General features: G+C 70.5%; 15 protein-coding genes. 9 read left to right on the top strand and 6 right to left on the bottom strand.

The annotated features are described in order from the left end of the window. Positions 1-20: 20 nt before the first annotated feature. From ACN28C_RS31655 to ACN28C_RS31645, 3 genes are read right to left on the bottom strand one after another with little or no spacing between them, the layout of a single operon-like run. On the bottom strand, positions 21-1,472 hold the full coding sequence (locus ACN28C_RS31655) for a HAMP domain-containing sensor histidine kinase (protein WP_422771148.1): 1,452 nt from the start codon (positions 1,470-1,472) through the stop codon (positions 21-23). Then, positions 1,469-2,161 (bottom strand): response regulator transcription factor, encoded by a 693-nt coding sequence (locus ACN28C_RS31650; protein WP_422771147.1) that lies wholly within the window; start codon positions 2,159-2,161, stop codon positions 1,469-1,471. The genes ACN28C_RS31655 and ACN28C_RS31650 overlap by 4 nt, the downstream gene beginning before the upstream one ends. Then, the gene (locus ACN28C_RS31645; RefSeq protein ID WP_422771146.1) at positions 2,149-2,769 is read right to left on the bottom strand and encodes a hypothetical protein; all 621 of its coding nucleotides are present in this window, start codon (positions 2,767-2,769) and stop codon (positions 2,149-2,151) included. Before ACN28C_RS31645 ends, ACN28C_RS31650 begins: the two co-directional genes overlap by 13 nt. A gap of 323 nt (positions 2,770-3,092) precedes the next feature. On the opposite strand from ACN28C_RS31645, the gene ACN28C_RS31640 reads away from it, so the two are divergent. Beyond that, on the top strand, positions 3,093-3,443 hold the full coding sequence (locus tag ACN28C_RS31640) for a hypothetical protein (RefSeq protein ID WP_422771145.1): 351 nt from the start codon (positions 3,093-3,095) through the stop codon (positions 3,441-3,443). 239 nt (positions 3,444-3,682) lie between these two features. On the opposite strand, the gene ACN28C_RS31635 is transcribed toward ACN28C_RS31640, so the two are convergent. Then, entirely contained in the window at positions 3,683-4,921 is a 1,239-nt protein-coding gene (locus tag ACN28C_RS31635; RefSeq protein WP_422771144.1) for a PQQ-dependent sugar dehydrogenase, read from the bottom strand. Positions 4,922-5,076: 155 nt separating this feature from the next. On the opposite strand from ACN28C_RS31635, the gene ACN28C_RS31630 reads away from it, so the two are divergent. Continuing rightward, entirely contained in the window at positions 5,077-5,964 is an 888-nt protein-coding gene (locus tag ACN28C_RS31630) for a BadF/BadG/BcrA/BcrD ATPase family protein (RefSeq protein ID WP_422771143.1), read from the top strand. A 73-nt stretch (positions 5,965-6,037) separates the two neighbouring features. Here ACN28C_RS31630 and ACN28C_RS31625 read toward each other — a convergent pair whose 3' ends face one another. Both ACN28C_RS31625 and ACN28C_RS31620 read right to left on the bottom strand, forming a co-directional pair. Beyond that, positions 6,038-6,733 carry a FadR/GntR family transcriptional regulator gene (locus tag ACN28C_RS31625; protein WP_422771142.1) on the bottom strand — a complete coding sequence of 232 codons (696 nt, stop codon included), beginning with the start codon at positions 6,731-6,733 and terminating at the stop codon, positions 6,038-6,040. 64 nt (positions 6,734-6,797) lie between these two features. Continuing rightward, positions 6,798-7,892 carry a C45 family autoproteolytic acyltransferase/hydolase gene (locus tag ACN28C_RS31620; protein WP_422771141.1) on the bottom strand — a complete coding sequence of 365 codons (1,095 nt, stop codon included), beginning with the start codon at positions 7,890-7,892 and terminating at the stop codon, positions 6,798-6,800. A 151-nt stretch (positions 7,893-8,043) separates the two neighbouring features. Between ACN28C_RS31620 and ACN28C_RS31615 the strand changes: the two genes are divergently transcribed. From ACN28C_RS31615 to ACN28C_RS31585, 7 genes are all read left to right on the top strand, one after another. After that, entirely contained in the window at positions 8,044-8,790 is a 747-nt protein-coding gene (locus ACN28C_RS31615; protein WP_422771140.1) for an SDR family NAD(P)-dependent oxidoreductase, read from the top strand. A 104-nt stretch (positions 8,791-8,894) separates the two neighbouring features. Continuing rightward, a complete protein-coding gene (locus ACN28C_RS31610; RefSeq protein ID WP_422771139.1) occupies positions 8,895-9,311 on the top strand; it encodes a GlcG/HbpS family heme-binding protein in 417 nt (138 codons plus the stop codon). Positions 9,312-9,605: 294 nt separating this feature from the next. Continuing rightward, positions 9,606-10,013, top strand: a complete 408-nt coding sequence (locus ACN28C_RS31605; RefSeq protein WP_422771138.1) for a DJ-1/PfpI family protein — start codon at positions 9,606-9,608, stop codon at positions 10,011-10,013. 29 nt (positions 10,014-10,042) lie between these two features. Next, positions 10,043-11,101 carry a phosphotriesterase family protein gene (locus ACN28C_RS31600; RefSeq protein WP_422771137.1) on the top strand — a complete coding sequence of 353 codons (1,059 nt, stop codon included), beginning with the start codon at positions 10,043-10,045 and terminating at the stop codon, positions 11,099-11,101. 67 nt (positions 11,102-11,168) lie between these two features. Continuing rightward, a complete protein-coding gene (locus tag ACN28C_RS31595; RefSeq protein WP_422771136.1) occupies positions 11,169-11,822 on the top strand; it encodes a type 1 glutamine amidotransferase domain-containing protein in 654 nt (217 codons plus the stop codon). A 61-nt stretch (positions 11,823-11,883) separates the two neighbouring features. After that, entirely contained in the window at positions 11,884-12,852 is a 969-nt protein-coding gene (locus tag ACN28C_RS31590) for an acetylxylan esterase (RefSeq protein WP_422771135.1), read from the top strand. Then, positions 12,849-13,817: an amidohydrolase family protein gene (locus ACN28C_RS31585; RefSeq protein WP_422771134.1), complete on the top strand. Its 969-nt coding sequence runs from the start codon at positions 12,849-12,851 to the stop codon at positions 13,815-13,817. Before ACN28C_RS31590 ends, ACN28C_RS31585 begins: the two co-directional genes overlap by 4 nt. Positions 13,818-13,823 lie beyond the last annotated feature (6 nt).

Here is a 13,823-nt window from a genome sequence, read left to right as displayed (position 1 = left end):
CGCCGCGCCGCCGGGGCGGGTCAGCACGCCGAGGTGTCCTCCCCGGTGATGCGCCGCGCGATCGGGGCGGTCGGGGCCGCGGTCGGAAGGTCGACCCGAAGCAGCGCGCCACCGCGTGCGGAGCGGCCGACCGTGGCCCGGCCGCCGTGGGCGTGAACGACCCGCTGCACGATCGACAGCCCAAGACCGGATCCCGGCAACGCCCGGGCGCTGTCGGCACGGTAGAACCGGTCGAACACCCGCGGTGCGTCGGCGGCGTCGATGCCCGGACCGGCGTCATCGACCTCGAGCACCGCCGACGCGCCCTCGGCACGGAGCCGGACTTGGACCGGCTGGTCGGCGGGGGACCACTTGCCCGCGTTGTCGATGAGGTTGAGCACCGCCCGCTGGAGCGCAGCGGGACGCCCGCTCACCCACACGGAGGTCACGTCGAGCGCGACCTCGATGTCGGGCACGCGGGAACGCGCCCGGGTCGCGGCGGCCACCACCACGTCGGCGAGGTCGAGCGGCTCGGTGCTCTCGTCGCTGACGTCACCGCGCGCCAGGTCGGTCAGCTCGGCGGCGAGGGTGCTCAACTCGGCCACCTGGGCGCCGAGATCGTTGAGCAGCCGGGTCCGGCTCCCCGCCGGCAGTGCGCTGTCCAGGGTGCCGCGCCGGTCGAGCCGGATCAGCAGCTCGACGTTGAGGCGCAGGCTGGTGAGCGGCGTCTTGAGCTCGTGAGCGGCGTCCTCGGCGAGCAGCCGCTGGGCCCGCCGGGAGTCCCGGAGCGCGGCGAGCATGTCGTTGATCGACTGGATCAGCCGCCGGATCTCCCCACCGCCCTCGTCCGGGATGTCGGCGTCGAGATCCCGGGTGTGTGCGACACGTTCCGCGGCGGCGGTCAGCCGGTCGATCGGTGCGAGCCCGGCCCGCGCCACGGTCCGCCCGACAAGGGCGCCGCCGGCCACGCAGAGCAGCCCGATCAGCAGCATGCCGAACCCGAACTGGTTGACCGGGCTGTCGTCGACGACGCGGGCCACCTGGACCGCGCCGTCGCCCGCCCGCAGCGTGTAGATGAGGTAGCCGTCCTCGTCGCTGTCGTTCGACTCCATCGAGTCGGCCAAGCCGCCCTGCGCCACGCGCCCGGCGCGCTCGCTGACCGGGGGCAGCGCGGGTTGGCCGGCCGGCGTACGGGTCGAGCCGTCGGGCAGGATGACCCGCACCAGCCGACCGGATCCGGAATACGGCGGTAGCTGGATCTGCGCCAGACCGACGCGCTCCGCGTCCGTCGCCAGGACGCGGGAGTCGGCGCGCAGCTGATTCTCGGCGGTGTTCTGCAGCTCCAAGTCCAGTAGCTCGCTGGCCACCTGGAAGGACACGAACACGCTGACCGCGATGGCCATCGCCGCGATCACCGTCAGCCTGGTCCGCAGGGATCGCCGGCGCCACCATCGGGTCACTCGGCGCGGTTCCCGGCCGGCGTGCCTGCTCACGGAGGAGTCTCCCGCAACGTGTATCCCAGGCCGCGCAGCGTGTAGATCAATCGCGGCTCACCCTCGGCCTCCATCTTTCGGCGCAGGTAGCTCACATATACCTGAAGGTTGTTGGCGGTGGTGCTCATGTCGAAGCCCCAGATCGCCTCGAACAGCGCGTCGCGGGTCAAGACCCGGGTCGCGTTGCGCACGAGAACCTCCAGGAGGGAGAACTCGGTCCGGGTCAGGCGCAGCGGCCGCCCGCCCCGCCACGCCTCGAACCTGTCGGGATCGACCCGCACATCGGCGAACGACAGGATCTGCGACTCCCCGTCGGTCGGCGTGCGCCGGCGCAGCAGGGCCCGCACCCGGGCCAGCAACTCCTCGGTGGCGAACGGCTTGGGCAGGTAGTCGTCGGCGCCCGCGTCCAGCCCCGCGACCCGGTCGGAGACCTGGTCACGGGCGGTCAGCATCAGCACCGGCAGATCCCGGCCCGCGGCCCGCAACCGCCGGCAGGTCTCCAACCCGCCGAGGCGGGGCATCATCACGTCGAGGATCAGCAGATCCAGCGCGTCACCGCCGGCCGCACCGACCCCGTCGAGCACAGCGAGCCCGTTGGCGACGCTGCTTGTGTCGTAACCTTCGACCTGGAGCACCCGCTCCAGCGACTCACGGATGGCCGCGTCATCATCCGCGATCATGATCCGCACGCCGGCCCGCCCCCTACAGTCGATAACTTTTGCCGCTTACTCTTCCCGATCAACCTGAGGCCAGGATTAGAGCCGTCGCCGCCGTGGTGCCCGCGGGCCGTGCTCTTACGGACGCCCGCGCCCTCCGATCCCCGAGGTCTCAACGCATCATCAACGACATCGGGACTGTACGAATAACGGCTGATCGACCGATCAAGGGAGAGACACCAGTCGACGACCGAGATCACCTCGGGGCACGAGCCGCGCCATGTCCCCGCTTCAGTCCTGAGTTTCCGATACAGATCGACGCTCTGAGCGAAAATCTCCCCATCCAGGTCGTCGAAGACGACGTCGGGCCCGCAGTCGACGTGTGAGGTCTCGTGGCGTCCCGAGCAACTTTCCGAGCATTTGAACTCGTCGCACATTTCGGGCTCCTCAGGGAGCTGATCGTTGACAAGGTGATAAGCCAGCCGCTCCGCCGCCTCCCGAGCTTCGATGATGGCGAGGTCGAGCCGGAAGACTTCACCCTTGAATTCCGGATCCTCCCGGTCTATGGAAGCTGGTGGTTCCGGAGCGTCGGCGACCCGGGTGTTACGCGGACCCCAGCGATATGAGTAGCCAGGCGACACGTAAGGCCTCGGTATCTCGGCTGCGGGCCAACCCTGCCACGGCCTTAGCGGCCTCGCGCACGCTGATGAGACGGGCAACATGGTTGTCACGTACCGGCGCCCAGGAGGCAGACTCCGTCTGGGCGCGCTCGGCGTCATGAACCAGCGTGGCGTCGCCGAGCCGTCGCGTCCGGGTGACCAAAGAACTCCGCCGGTCGGCGGGCCAACCGGGCTTCCGGAGGGTGAGCCGGCTCATCCGTCGCAGAGACGACTGTTTGTCGGCTGCAAGTCACGAGACAGTGCGCAGCGCCGTCAACGGGACACGGACGCCGCGCTGGGAGACCGTGCGCGACATCGTCGTGGTGCTCGCCGGACTGTGTAGTCCGCCCCGCGACGACAAGTCCGAGACAGCCAGGTTCCAGCTGCTGTGGCGCGCGATCAGCGAAGGGGAATCCGGCGCGCTGACGTCGTTCCAGGAGATCGTCAACGGCGGATTGGGAGGTGAGGACGGCAAGTGGACGCCAGAACTTCTTATGGGGATATTGATCAATCCTGTCGGTGCCATCGAGATCCATCCCTCGCTCGCTGCCCGGCACGAGCCACCGATAACCGAGGACCAATGGGTCGACGCGATGAGGCGGCTCATCGAGGAGCAGGGGGCGAACACGCGCTGCGGCTCCTGCTGCACACGTTGAAGGGTGACTACGTCGGGGCGGAACGGGGTGTGCCGTACGGCTACCGCAATCCCGATCTGGAGGAACTGGAGGCGTATGCTGCCTATCAGTACGGCTGACCTCCCGACGCCGACCGGTTCCGGATCACCTGGCGCGTTCCCGAGTCGCCTACGGCGTAATCTGCTCGCCCGCCGAGCCCTTACGGCAAAGGCAGTTCTGGATGGGGGTGTAGGAGTTCGCCGTCCCCGATGGCTTCCCCGTCAGGTGGCGGCTCCCGCAGAGGCTGGTTGGACCCGCTCGAACCGCACCCGACTCAGCCATCCGGGGAGGTCGCTGAGCACGTACAGTTCGCCGTGCACGTCGACGTCGATCGCGGTCGGCTGGATGGGGAAGTTGCCGATCGTGGCGGACTCGTAGCCACCCGTGGGCTTGGGACGCACGGCGAACGCGAGGGTCGAGCAGTAGTCGCTCGCGACGTAGGTTCCCCACGCCTCCGGGGTTGCGGACCCTCGGTACACCACACCGCCGGTCACCGAGCAGCTCTCCGTCATGAAATGTTCGTACTCGAAGACCGGGTCGGTGTACCGCACGCCCGGCCGGCACTGCTCCGGGTCGAACACCGGGGTGCCCTCCCGGCAGGACCAGCCGAGGTTCGCCCCGCCCTGCCACGGGCGGATGTGGTTGACCTCCTCGACCAGGCCCTGGCCGACGTCGCCGATCCACAGTGAGCCGTCGACCGGGTCGACGGTGAACCGCCAGGGGTTGCGCAGCCCGTAGAGCCAGATCTCCGGCCGCGCGCCCGAGACGCGGACGAACGGGTTGTCGAAGGGCACGCAGTAGGGCTTCCCCCCGCAGGTGCGGTTGACGTCGATCCGCACGATCTTGCCGAGCAGGGTGCCAAGGTCCTGACCTGCCTTGAACGGGTCGTTCGCGTGACCGCCGTCGCCGAGGGACCAGTAGAGGTAGCCGTCGCGGCCGAACGCCACCTGTCCGCCGTTGTGGTTGCCGTACTCGGCGTGCTCCTGGGTGAGCAGCACCTGCACCCGACCAGGGGCGCCGATGGGCACTCGCGCCAGGGTCAGCGCGCCGGCCGGTAGGCTCGTGTAGGCCACGTAGAGGATCCCGGTCCACGCGAAGTTCGGCGCAGGGGTGATGCCGAGGAGGCCGCGCTCGTTGTTCGAGGTGTCGATCCGGGCGGTCAGGTCGAGCACCGGTTCGGCCGACAAGCCGGTGTCGGGGTGGTAGGCGCGGACGGTGCCGTCCTTCTCCGCGATCAACATCCGGCCGTCCGGCAGCCCGGTGAGCGCGATCGGACGACGCAGGCCGGAAGCCACCTGTTCGGACACCACGGTCAGCTCAGCGAGTGGCACCGCGCGGTTGCGGGGTGTGCCGGCCGCGGCGGTGTCGGCCCCCGACGCCGGTGGCAACAGGAACGCGGACAGGGCCAGAACGAGCAGCCCGGCCAGCATGGTGGCCGGGCGACAACGCCGTCGCGACATGTTTCAGCTCCTCGAGCAGGCGGGGTGGAGGATGCGATCTGGCAGCGTTTCCACAATACATCTACATCAGTCAATATCAAGTCCGCCCGTCCTGTCGCCTTTGCGGCGCGAAGCGGCGCATGGTGGCACCGTTCCCGACCGTTACGCTGCTGGACATGGCGGCCCATGAGACTCTCGGCGTCGACATCGGCGGGACAAAGACTCACCTGGCGGTCGGGGCCGGCCCGGATCTGGTCCGCGAACGGATCGTCCGGACCGACGACTGGCGCAGCTCATCGCGACCGCGGGATGCGGCGGCGCTACACGAGATGGTCCGCTCCTGGCGGGGTGAGCAGGCGGACGGCTGGCCGCTGGCCGTCGGTGCGCGCGGTTGCGACAGCACCTCGCAGTGCGAGGAGTTCGCCCGGGATCTCGGGAAGTATTTCCGCGGTCCCGTGCGGGTGGTCAACGACGCCGAGCTGCTGGCCCCTGCGGTCGGGCTGCCCACCGGCATCGGTGTCGTCGCCGGTACCGGTTCCATCGCGGTCGCCCGGGACGCCGCCGGTCGACTCGTCACCGCGGGTGGTTGGGGCTGGGTGCTGGGCGACGAGGGTAGCGCGGCCGGACTGGTCCGCGCGGCCGTACAGGCGATCCTGGGTGCCCGCGACCGGGGTGAGGCGCCGGGGCTGCTCGGCCGGCGGCTGCTGGCGAGTTTCGGAGTGGCCGACGAGCCGGAGTTGGCCGCCGCCCTCTCGACCGCCCGGTCAGCCGGGTGGGTCGGTGGGCACGCGGTAGAGGTGTTCCGGGCCGCGGACGAGGGCTCGTCGCTTGCCGCGCGGGTCGTCGCGCAGGCCGCCTCGGAGCTCGCCGGTCTGGTGGACAGACTGGCCGACCGGGGGGTCGCGGCCGACAACGTGGTGGTGGCCGGCGCGGTCATTCTCGCCCAGTCCCGGCTGCGCGACCTGTTCACCGCCGCCGTCGCGGCCAGCCGGCCCGACACCACCGTACGCGTGCTCGACCGCCCGCCGGTGCTCGGTGCCCTCGTCCTGGCGGACGCGCTCTGAGCCTGGCGGACGCGCTTTGAGCCTGGCGGACGCGCTCTGAGCCTGGGCGGAGCGTGAGCCGGGCTCGGCGTCGCTAGCGGGAGCGGCGGGATGGGACGACGGGCTGGCCCTCCTCGGACAGGGCCGCGACCGAGTCCAGGTGGGCCTCCATGGCGGCCGCTGCGGCGGCGCCGTCGCCGGCCACGATCGCGTCGAGGATGCGTTGGTGCTCGACGTCGGCCTGCTCTGCGCGTCCCTCGATCTTGGTGAGGGTCAGGGCCTGGTCCTGCAGCACCTGTCGCAGGTCGCCGACGAGCAGTTCGAAGAGCGGGTTGCCCGTCGCGGCCGCGATGCCGATGTGCAGGTCGGCGTCGATCTCGATTCGCTTGCCCGGCTCGGGCGTAGCGCCGAACCGTTGCACGAGCTGCTGCAGCTTCTTCAGGTCTGCCGCGGTCCGCCGCTCGGCCGCCAACCGGGCCGAGGGGACCTCGAGCGCGCGGCGGATCTCGCCCAGTTGCGCCGGGAGATATCGCCCCATCAGCAGCCGCGAGCTGAGGTGGTCGGAGGCGACGAAGGTGCCCTTGCCGGCATGTGAGCGGGTCAGGCCGAGGGCGTTGAGGCTGTGCAGCGCCTCCCGGATGACCGACCGACTCACCGAGAACGACTGCGCGAGCTCCGCCTCCGAGGGCAGGCGGTCGTTGACCGCGTAGTGACCGGACTCGATCAGCTCGATGAGCTGCGCACGGACAACTTCCGACGCACGGCGCTGCTCCACTGGCCTGATGGTCACGGCAGCACCGTACCGGTCTGACTGTCTGACAGCAACATTTGCTCCACTCAGCGCACTCGTAAGATCACGTTCCGATATGGTACGTCAACCATGACGTCGTGCACGGATTGCCCGGCGCGACGTGCAGAGCGGCGTCCTCGACATCGATTATGATGCCCGCGATGGTGCACGTCCGCTCGGGCTCCGGCACATCCGGGTTGAGATGCTGACATACGCTGTTCGGCTCGAACGTGTGGTCCGCGAGCGTGGCCTTGAGTGACTCGATGGTGTGATCGTGCCGATCGCGCAGGTGCTGGTCGATCGCGCGTAGGCGGTCGACGGTGTGCTTCTTGCGCGCGAGATAGACGTCGCGTTCGGTGAGGTCGTCGGCCAGGAAGTGGTTGGCGTGGGTCAGCACCCCGTCGGTCGGCGAGAGCCGCTGGAAACCGCCGGCCACGGGTGTCGTCTCGATGTCCGTGCAGAAGCCGTCGCGGTCGAAGATGAGGTAGTTGGCGGAGATCGCCCGGTCCGTGTCGACGATCCGGTCGGCCGCCTGGCGGCCGGAGTCGCTGTCCAGCACCGACCGCAGCAGTACGTGGTACGGCACCGCGGCGGTGCCCTCGGAGTGGCTGCTGATCAGCGTGTTGGTGCAGAGTCCGACGCCCGCGGAGTTGAACCCCACCTTGGCCAACAGGCCGGCCTCCACGACGGTCATGAAGTCGGGGCCGTCGTCTCGGTGCACCTCCAGCACCACCGAGGTCTGGCGGGCGTGCTGGATCCAGTCCCAGTTCTGTCCGGCGATGAGGGTGCGCGTCCTGGTCGCCTCCGGCGTGAGGCAGAAGGATGTGCATTCCAGCGGTGCGATCGACGTGCCGTCGCCGAACATCATCTCGCTGCGCGTGTTGAGCGCCACCACGTCCTCGAAGTCGAGGTTGGCCCCCTCGGCGATTCCGGCGAGTTCGTCGGCGATCGCGGGGGAGAAGTCGGCGATGACCGGCAGGAAGCCACGGGCCCGCCGTTGGACCTCCGGCCAGGCCCAGCCCTGGTAGTGGTCGAAGACCCGGGCGTAGCCGACCATCGAACTCTCGATCTCGCGCCGCGCAAGGGCTCCGTAGGCCCGGCCCCGTTCGCGTGGTGGTCCGCCGACGCGGTAGTGCGGGAACGAGTGCGACTGGCTCACGGACATCCTCTCTGCAGACTGCCAGGCCATCAGGCTGCCGGACAGGTTGGGATAGGTTCCCCCTTGCGAGTCCCGGGCAATCTAAGCACGATGTCTGGCAGCCAGACAACCGGTCAGCCAATGACCCTGACCCATACCGGAAGGACGACGTATGCCGACAGCCCTGGTGGCGGGTGGAGCAACCGGGATCGGCCGCGCGGTGGCGCGCCGCCTCCTGGCTGCCGGGTGGCACGTCCAGGTGAGCGACATCGCCGACGACGCCGCACGGGAAGGGCTGGCCGACCAGCCACCGGACCGTTACGCGGTCTCGCACTGCGACCTCGCCGACCCGGACGGCGCCGCCGCCTCGGTCTCCGCCGCCCTCGGTCTGACCGGCGAGCTGACCGCCGTCGTGGTCTGCGCGGGCCTGCTGGTCGAGCGCGAGCTCGCCGATTTCACCGTCGAGGAGTGGGACCGGACCATGGCGTTGAACCTTCGCGCGCCTTTTCTGATCACACAGTCAGCAGCGCCGCATCTGGCCGCGTCGGGTGCGGGGCGGGTGGTGCTGACCGGTTCCACCGCGGCATTTCGTGGCGGCGGCGGATCGTTCGCCTACGCGGCCTCCAAGGGCGGGCTCGTCGCCGTGGTGCGATCGCTCGCCGTGGCGCTGGCTCCCGCCGGCGTCTCGGTCAACTGCGTCTGCCCGGGATGGATCGACACGCCGTTCAACGACCCGTACTGGAAACGGGTCGGCCGGGATCGCGCGCAGGCCGAGCGTGACCTCGTCGCGCGGATCCCGCGCGGCGTCCTCGGCCAGCCCGACGACGTCGCCGGCCTGATGGCGTTCCTCGCGTCGCGGGACGCGGGCTACATCACCGGGCAGTCCTTCGTCGTGGACGGTGGGCTGCTGGCCTCCTGAGTGCCGACGGGTCGGCGAGCCGGGCCATGCGGGGCAGCGGCTCGGCAGAGGGTGCGGCTCCGCTCGCGCCGGAAGAGAGAGGTAACCCTATGTCTCGACAAATCATGACAATCGACTATGAGGCGGCGCAACGCGTGATCGCGGCCGTCCTCGCCGAGGCCACCGGTCGCGGGCTCGCCATGGCGGTCGCGGTGACCGACCCGGCGGGCGACCCGGTCGCGACCGCCCGGATGGACGGCGCCAATGCCGTCGCGCTCCGGCTCGCCGTCGACAAGGCGTACACCGCGGTGGCGTTCGGTGCTCCCAGCCACCGCTGGGCCGAGGCCACCGCGCCCGGTGGGGCGGACTGGGGGATGGCCAACGCCGCCGGCGGCCGAATCCTCGTGCTCGCCGGTGGCCTGCCGATCCAGGCCGGCGGTGCCGGCGGCACGGTGATCGGTGCGGTCGGCGTGAGCGGGGCGGCGCCGCCGGTGGACCTGGCCTGTGCCGAGGCCGGCTGTGCTGCCCTGGACGACGACTGAGCTGAGGTCGGTGCTGTCGCCCCGGACGGTGACCGGCCGAGGTGGGGCTCTGTCGCCCTGGACGGTGACCGGGGCCTCCGGTGGCCGGCTGACCCTTGCGTCCCGGCCGGCCGATCCTTGCGTCCCGGCCGGCCGATCCTTGCGTCCCGGCCGGCCGATCCTTGCGTCCCGGCCGGCCGACCCTTGCGCCCGGGCGGGCCGAGTCGATAACTTGTCAGGCAAGTGGACAACCGGATCGCCGGACTTCCAACCCGCTGATCCGACACGCTGATCCAACACGCTGAGGAGTGGTGCATGTCGTTGACCGGAAGGACCATCGCCGTGTTGGCCGCCGAGGGCTACCAGGAACTCGAGCTGTGGTACCCGGTGCTGCGGGCGCGTGAGGCGGGGGCCGACGTCACGGTCGTGACCTCCGAACCCGACGGGGTCACCAGTCACCTCGGCTACCCACTGATCCCGGTCGGCCAGCATGACGAGCCGAGCCTCTTCGACGCGGTCGTCGTCGCCGGCACCGTGACCGGGGAACCGGCACTCTCCGACGCGCAGACGGCGTTGCTGCGGGCGGCCTCGGCCGCCGCCAAACCGGTCTACGCCGTCGGCAGTGCCGTCGGCGTGCCGGCTGCCACGGGCGCACGGCCGTTCGCGTCCGCCGACGCGCTGCCAGAACTGATGAACACCCTTGTTCGCGAACTGTCCCAGTGAGGTGAAGGCATGCCCAGCGAGGTGAAGGCATGAAGGTGTTGCGCACCGTGCTCGGTGACGTTCCGGCCGAGCGGTCGGGGCTGATGCTGTCGCACGAGCACCTGCTCTACGGCTATCCCGGCGCCGAGCTCGACCCCCGGGCCGCCCTGGACTACGACGCGGCGGTCGACTTCGTCTCCGCACAGGTCCGCCGGGGGAAGGAGGACCACGGCTACGGGACGATCGTCGACATGACCCCGCCGGAGGTCGGCCGGTACCCGAAGTTCATGGCCGACGTCGCGGTGAAGACCGGCATGAACGTGGTCGCCATCACCGGCTTCTTCCCGGAGCGGATGGGGATCCCCTACTACTGGCGGCGGCAGACGGTCGAGGAGCTCACCGACTTCTTCGTCAGTGACCTCACCGAGGGCATGGTGTTCGCCTGGCACAAGACGCCGTACCGGGCCGGTGCTATCAAGATTGCCACCGGGCAGGAGAGCGTCTCGCCGCGACCGAGTCCGCTCGGCCCCAACGGTCGCCACATCCACGAGGTCGAGGACCGGGTGATCCGCGCGGCGGCCAGGGCGGCGACCCGGGTGGGCTGTGCGATCAACACCCACATCGACCCGATGGACTTCGACGTGACCAACCCGCTGCGCGAGCAGCTGGAGATCCTGTTGGAGGAGGGGATGGACCCGGGCAAGGTCATCCTCGGCCACGCGTTCGTCCCACCGCAGCTCAGCGCGATGCGCGAGGTGCTCGACATGGGCGCCAACGTGCAGCTCGACCACGTCGGCATCCCGTGGCGGATCAGCAGCGCCGAGGAGTTGGACGAGGCGATGGCCGTTGCCCTGGTCGAGCTGCTCGACGCCGGGTTCGGCGACCGGATCACGCTGTCGTTCGACAGGTGGTTCATGAACCCCCGGGCGGGTGTCACCGAGCAGGACCCGCAACTGCTCAACGAGAAGGTCGACCTGAGCTACATGTTCACCAGCTGGGTCCCGCGGCTGAAGTCCAAGGGCGTCACCGACGAGCAGCTCCAGAAGATCATGGTGGACAACCCGCGCCGGATCTTCTCGATCGAGGTTCCCGACCCCGTGGCCGCCTAGCCACGTCCGAACGCGGCCGGTCGACCGCTGGAGTCGCCGCCGCCATCGAGCAGAGAGCGGAGCAACCGTGGACGTTTCCAAGGCCCGGGTGGCCGTGTTGTGCGAGAACCAGTACCAGGAGCTGGAGCTCTGGTATCCGGTGCTCCGGCTGAGAGAGGCCGGCGCCACCGTCGTGATCGTCGGGCCCGCCCGGGGCGAGGTGTACGCGAGCAAACTCGGCTATCCCGCCGTCGCGGAGGTGGCGATCGGCGAGGTCACGCCGGACCACTTCGACGCCGTCGTGGTGCCCGGCGGCTTCTCGCCGGAGTACCTGCGGCGGAACAAGTCGATTGTCGACTTCGTCCGGGCGAGCGTGACCGGGGAGAAGCCGGTCGCGGCGATCTGCCACGCCGGCTGGCTGCTCGCCACCGCGGACGTCGTCCGGGGCCGCCGGGCCACGTCCGTGCCGACCATCCGGGACGACGTACGGCACGCCGGCGCGACCTGGCTCGACGAGCCGGTGGTCCGCGACGGCAAGCTGCTCACCGCGCAGCTGCCCAACGACCTCCCGGCGTTCCTGGCCGGCGTGCTCGACTTCATCGCCGAGGCGGAGGAGACGACCCGGCCGCCGTTGCCCGAATACACGCCCAGCTCGGCGGTCTACCGCGCTCCGGCGCTGCTCAAGAACCGTGCGGCCGGACCGGGATCGGCCAACTACCGCGCCTACGCCGAATTCGGCTGACCCTGCCGGCCGTCCTGCCGTCCCGCCGTCCGGGTGCCCACACCGACCAGAAGGGATCTTCGTGAACGTCGACCTGCCCCTCGCCGAGCTGCGCGGCTTCACGTACGACGAGCCGGAGCCGCCCGACTTCGACGACTTCTGGCGCCGTACCCTGGCGGAGCAGGCGGCGTTCCCGCTGGATCCGGTGATCACCAGGGTCGACCACGAGTTCGCCACCGTCGACGTCTTCGACGTCGAGTTCTCCGGTTACGGCGGCGCGCGGGTGAAGGGGTGGCTGATCCGACCTGCCGGGGTCGCCGGGCCGCTGCCGGCGGTCGTGGAGTACCTCGGCTACGGCGGCGGGCGCGGGCTGCCGATCGAGTCGCTGGCGTATGCCTCGGCCGGCTTCGCCCACTTCGTGATGGACACCCGGGGCCAGGGCAGCACCTGGCGCACCGGGGACACCCCGGACCCGGCCGGTACGCCACCGGCCAACCCCGGCCACCTCAGCCGTGGCATCCTCGACCCGGAGGGGTACTACTACCGGCGGCTCTACGTCGACGCCTACCGGTTCGTCGACGTCGTCCGGGGCGCCGAGGGGATCGACCGGGACCGGATCGTGGCCACCGGGCGCAGCCAGGGCGGAGCGCTCTCGGTCGTGGTCGGCGGCCTCCGCGACGACCTGGCCTGGATCGCGCCCCAGGTCACCTTCCTGGCCGCGTTCCGCCGGGCGCTCCAGGTGACCGAGCAGGGCCCGCTCGGCGAGCTGAAGCGCTGGCTCGCCATCCACCGCACCAGGGCGGACCGGGCGTTCGCCACGCTGGGCTACTTCGACGCGGTGTACTTCGCCCGGCGCGGGCGCTCTCCGGCGTCCTTCTGCGTCGGTCTCGGCGACGTCGTCGCACCGCCCTCCACGGTCTTCGCGGTCCACAACGCCTATCCCGGCGACAAGCGGATGACGGTGTGGGAGTTCAACGGCCACGAGGGCGGCGGCCCCGAGGACCAGATGCGGGTCATCCGCGAAGTGCGGGCGCTGGGGACCGGCGGGTGACGGGTTACCCGCCGGGGCCGGTCGACCTCCACCAGCACGCGATACCGCCAGGATACGTCGCGCGGCTCACCGCGATCGGCGTACAGGCCCAGCCCGGGATCCCGTTCCCGGACTGGGACCGGGCCCGGTCGCTGGCGGCCATGGACGACCTCGGCATCGCGGTGGCGGCCATCTCCACCGCGTCACCGGGCTACTACTTCGGCGACCAGGACTTCGCCACGACCCTGGTGCGGGAGACCAACGACGAGCTGGCCGGGATCGTCGCCGGCGCGCGGGGGCGGTTTCTCGGCTTCGCCGCCGTGCCGCTCCCCTGCGCCGACGCGGCAGTGGCGGAGCTGCGCCGGCTCGCCGAGGTCCCCGGCTTCGTCGGCGTCAGCCTGCTGACCAACTACGCGGGCCGCTACCTGGGCGACCCGGGCTTCGAGCCGCTGCTGGCCGAGCTCGACGCGATGCACGCGATCGTGCACGTCCACCCGACGCTGCCGCCGTGGTGGGCGGAGGGCGCCGTCGACCTGCGGCCCTCGTTGCTCGAGTACGTCTTCGACACCAGCCGCTCGCTGATGAACCTGATGCTCTCCGGCGCGGTCGACAGGTACCGCCGGATCTCCTGGATCTTCTCGCACTGCGGCGGCGTGCTGCCGTACATCTCGCGCCGGTTGGAGATCGCCGAGCCGCTTCCCGAGCTGGCCCGCGTCGACGGCGTGCTGGCGACGATGGCGCGGCTGCGGTACGACTCGGCGCTCTCGGCCAGCAGGGCGGGGCTCGGTTCCCTGCTCACGATCGCGCCGGCCGACCGGCTGGTGCTCGGCACCGACTATCCGTTCGTCGACGCCGGGACGGTCCGCGAGGAGTTCCGGCGCCTCGACGGGTTCGCGGAGGTCGGCGGCGTGGCCGGGCTCGGCGCGAACGCACGCGCGCTGGTCGGGCTGGACACGCGTAGGGCGATCACGATCTCGCGGGTGTGACCCGGC

Source organism: Plantactinospora sp. WMMC1484 (assembly GCF_049315195.1).
Lineage (GTDB): Bacteria > Actinomycetota > Actinomycetes > Mycobacteriales > Micromonosporaceae > Plantactinospora.
This window is presented reverse-complemented; position numbering and strand designations above follow the sequence as displayed.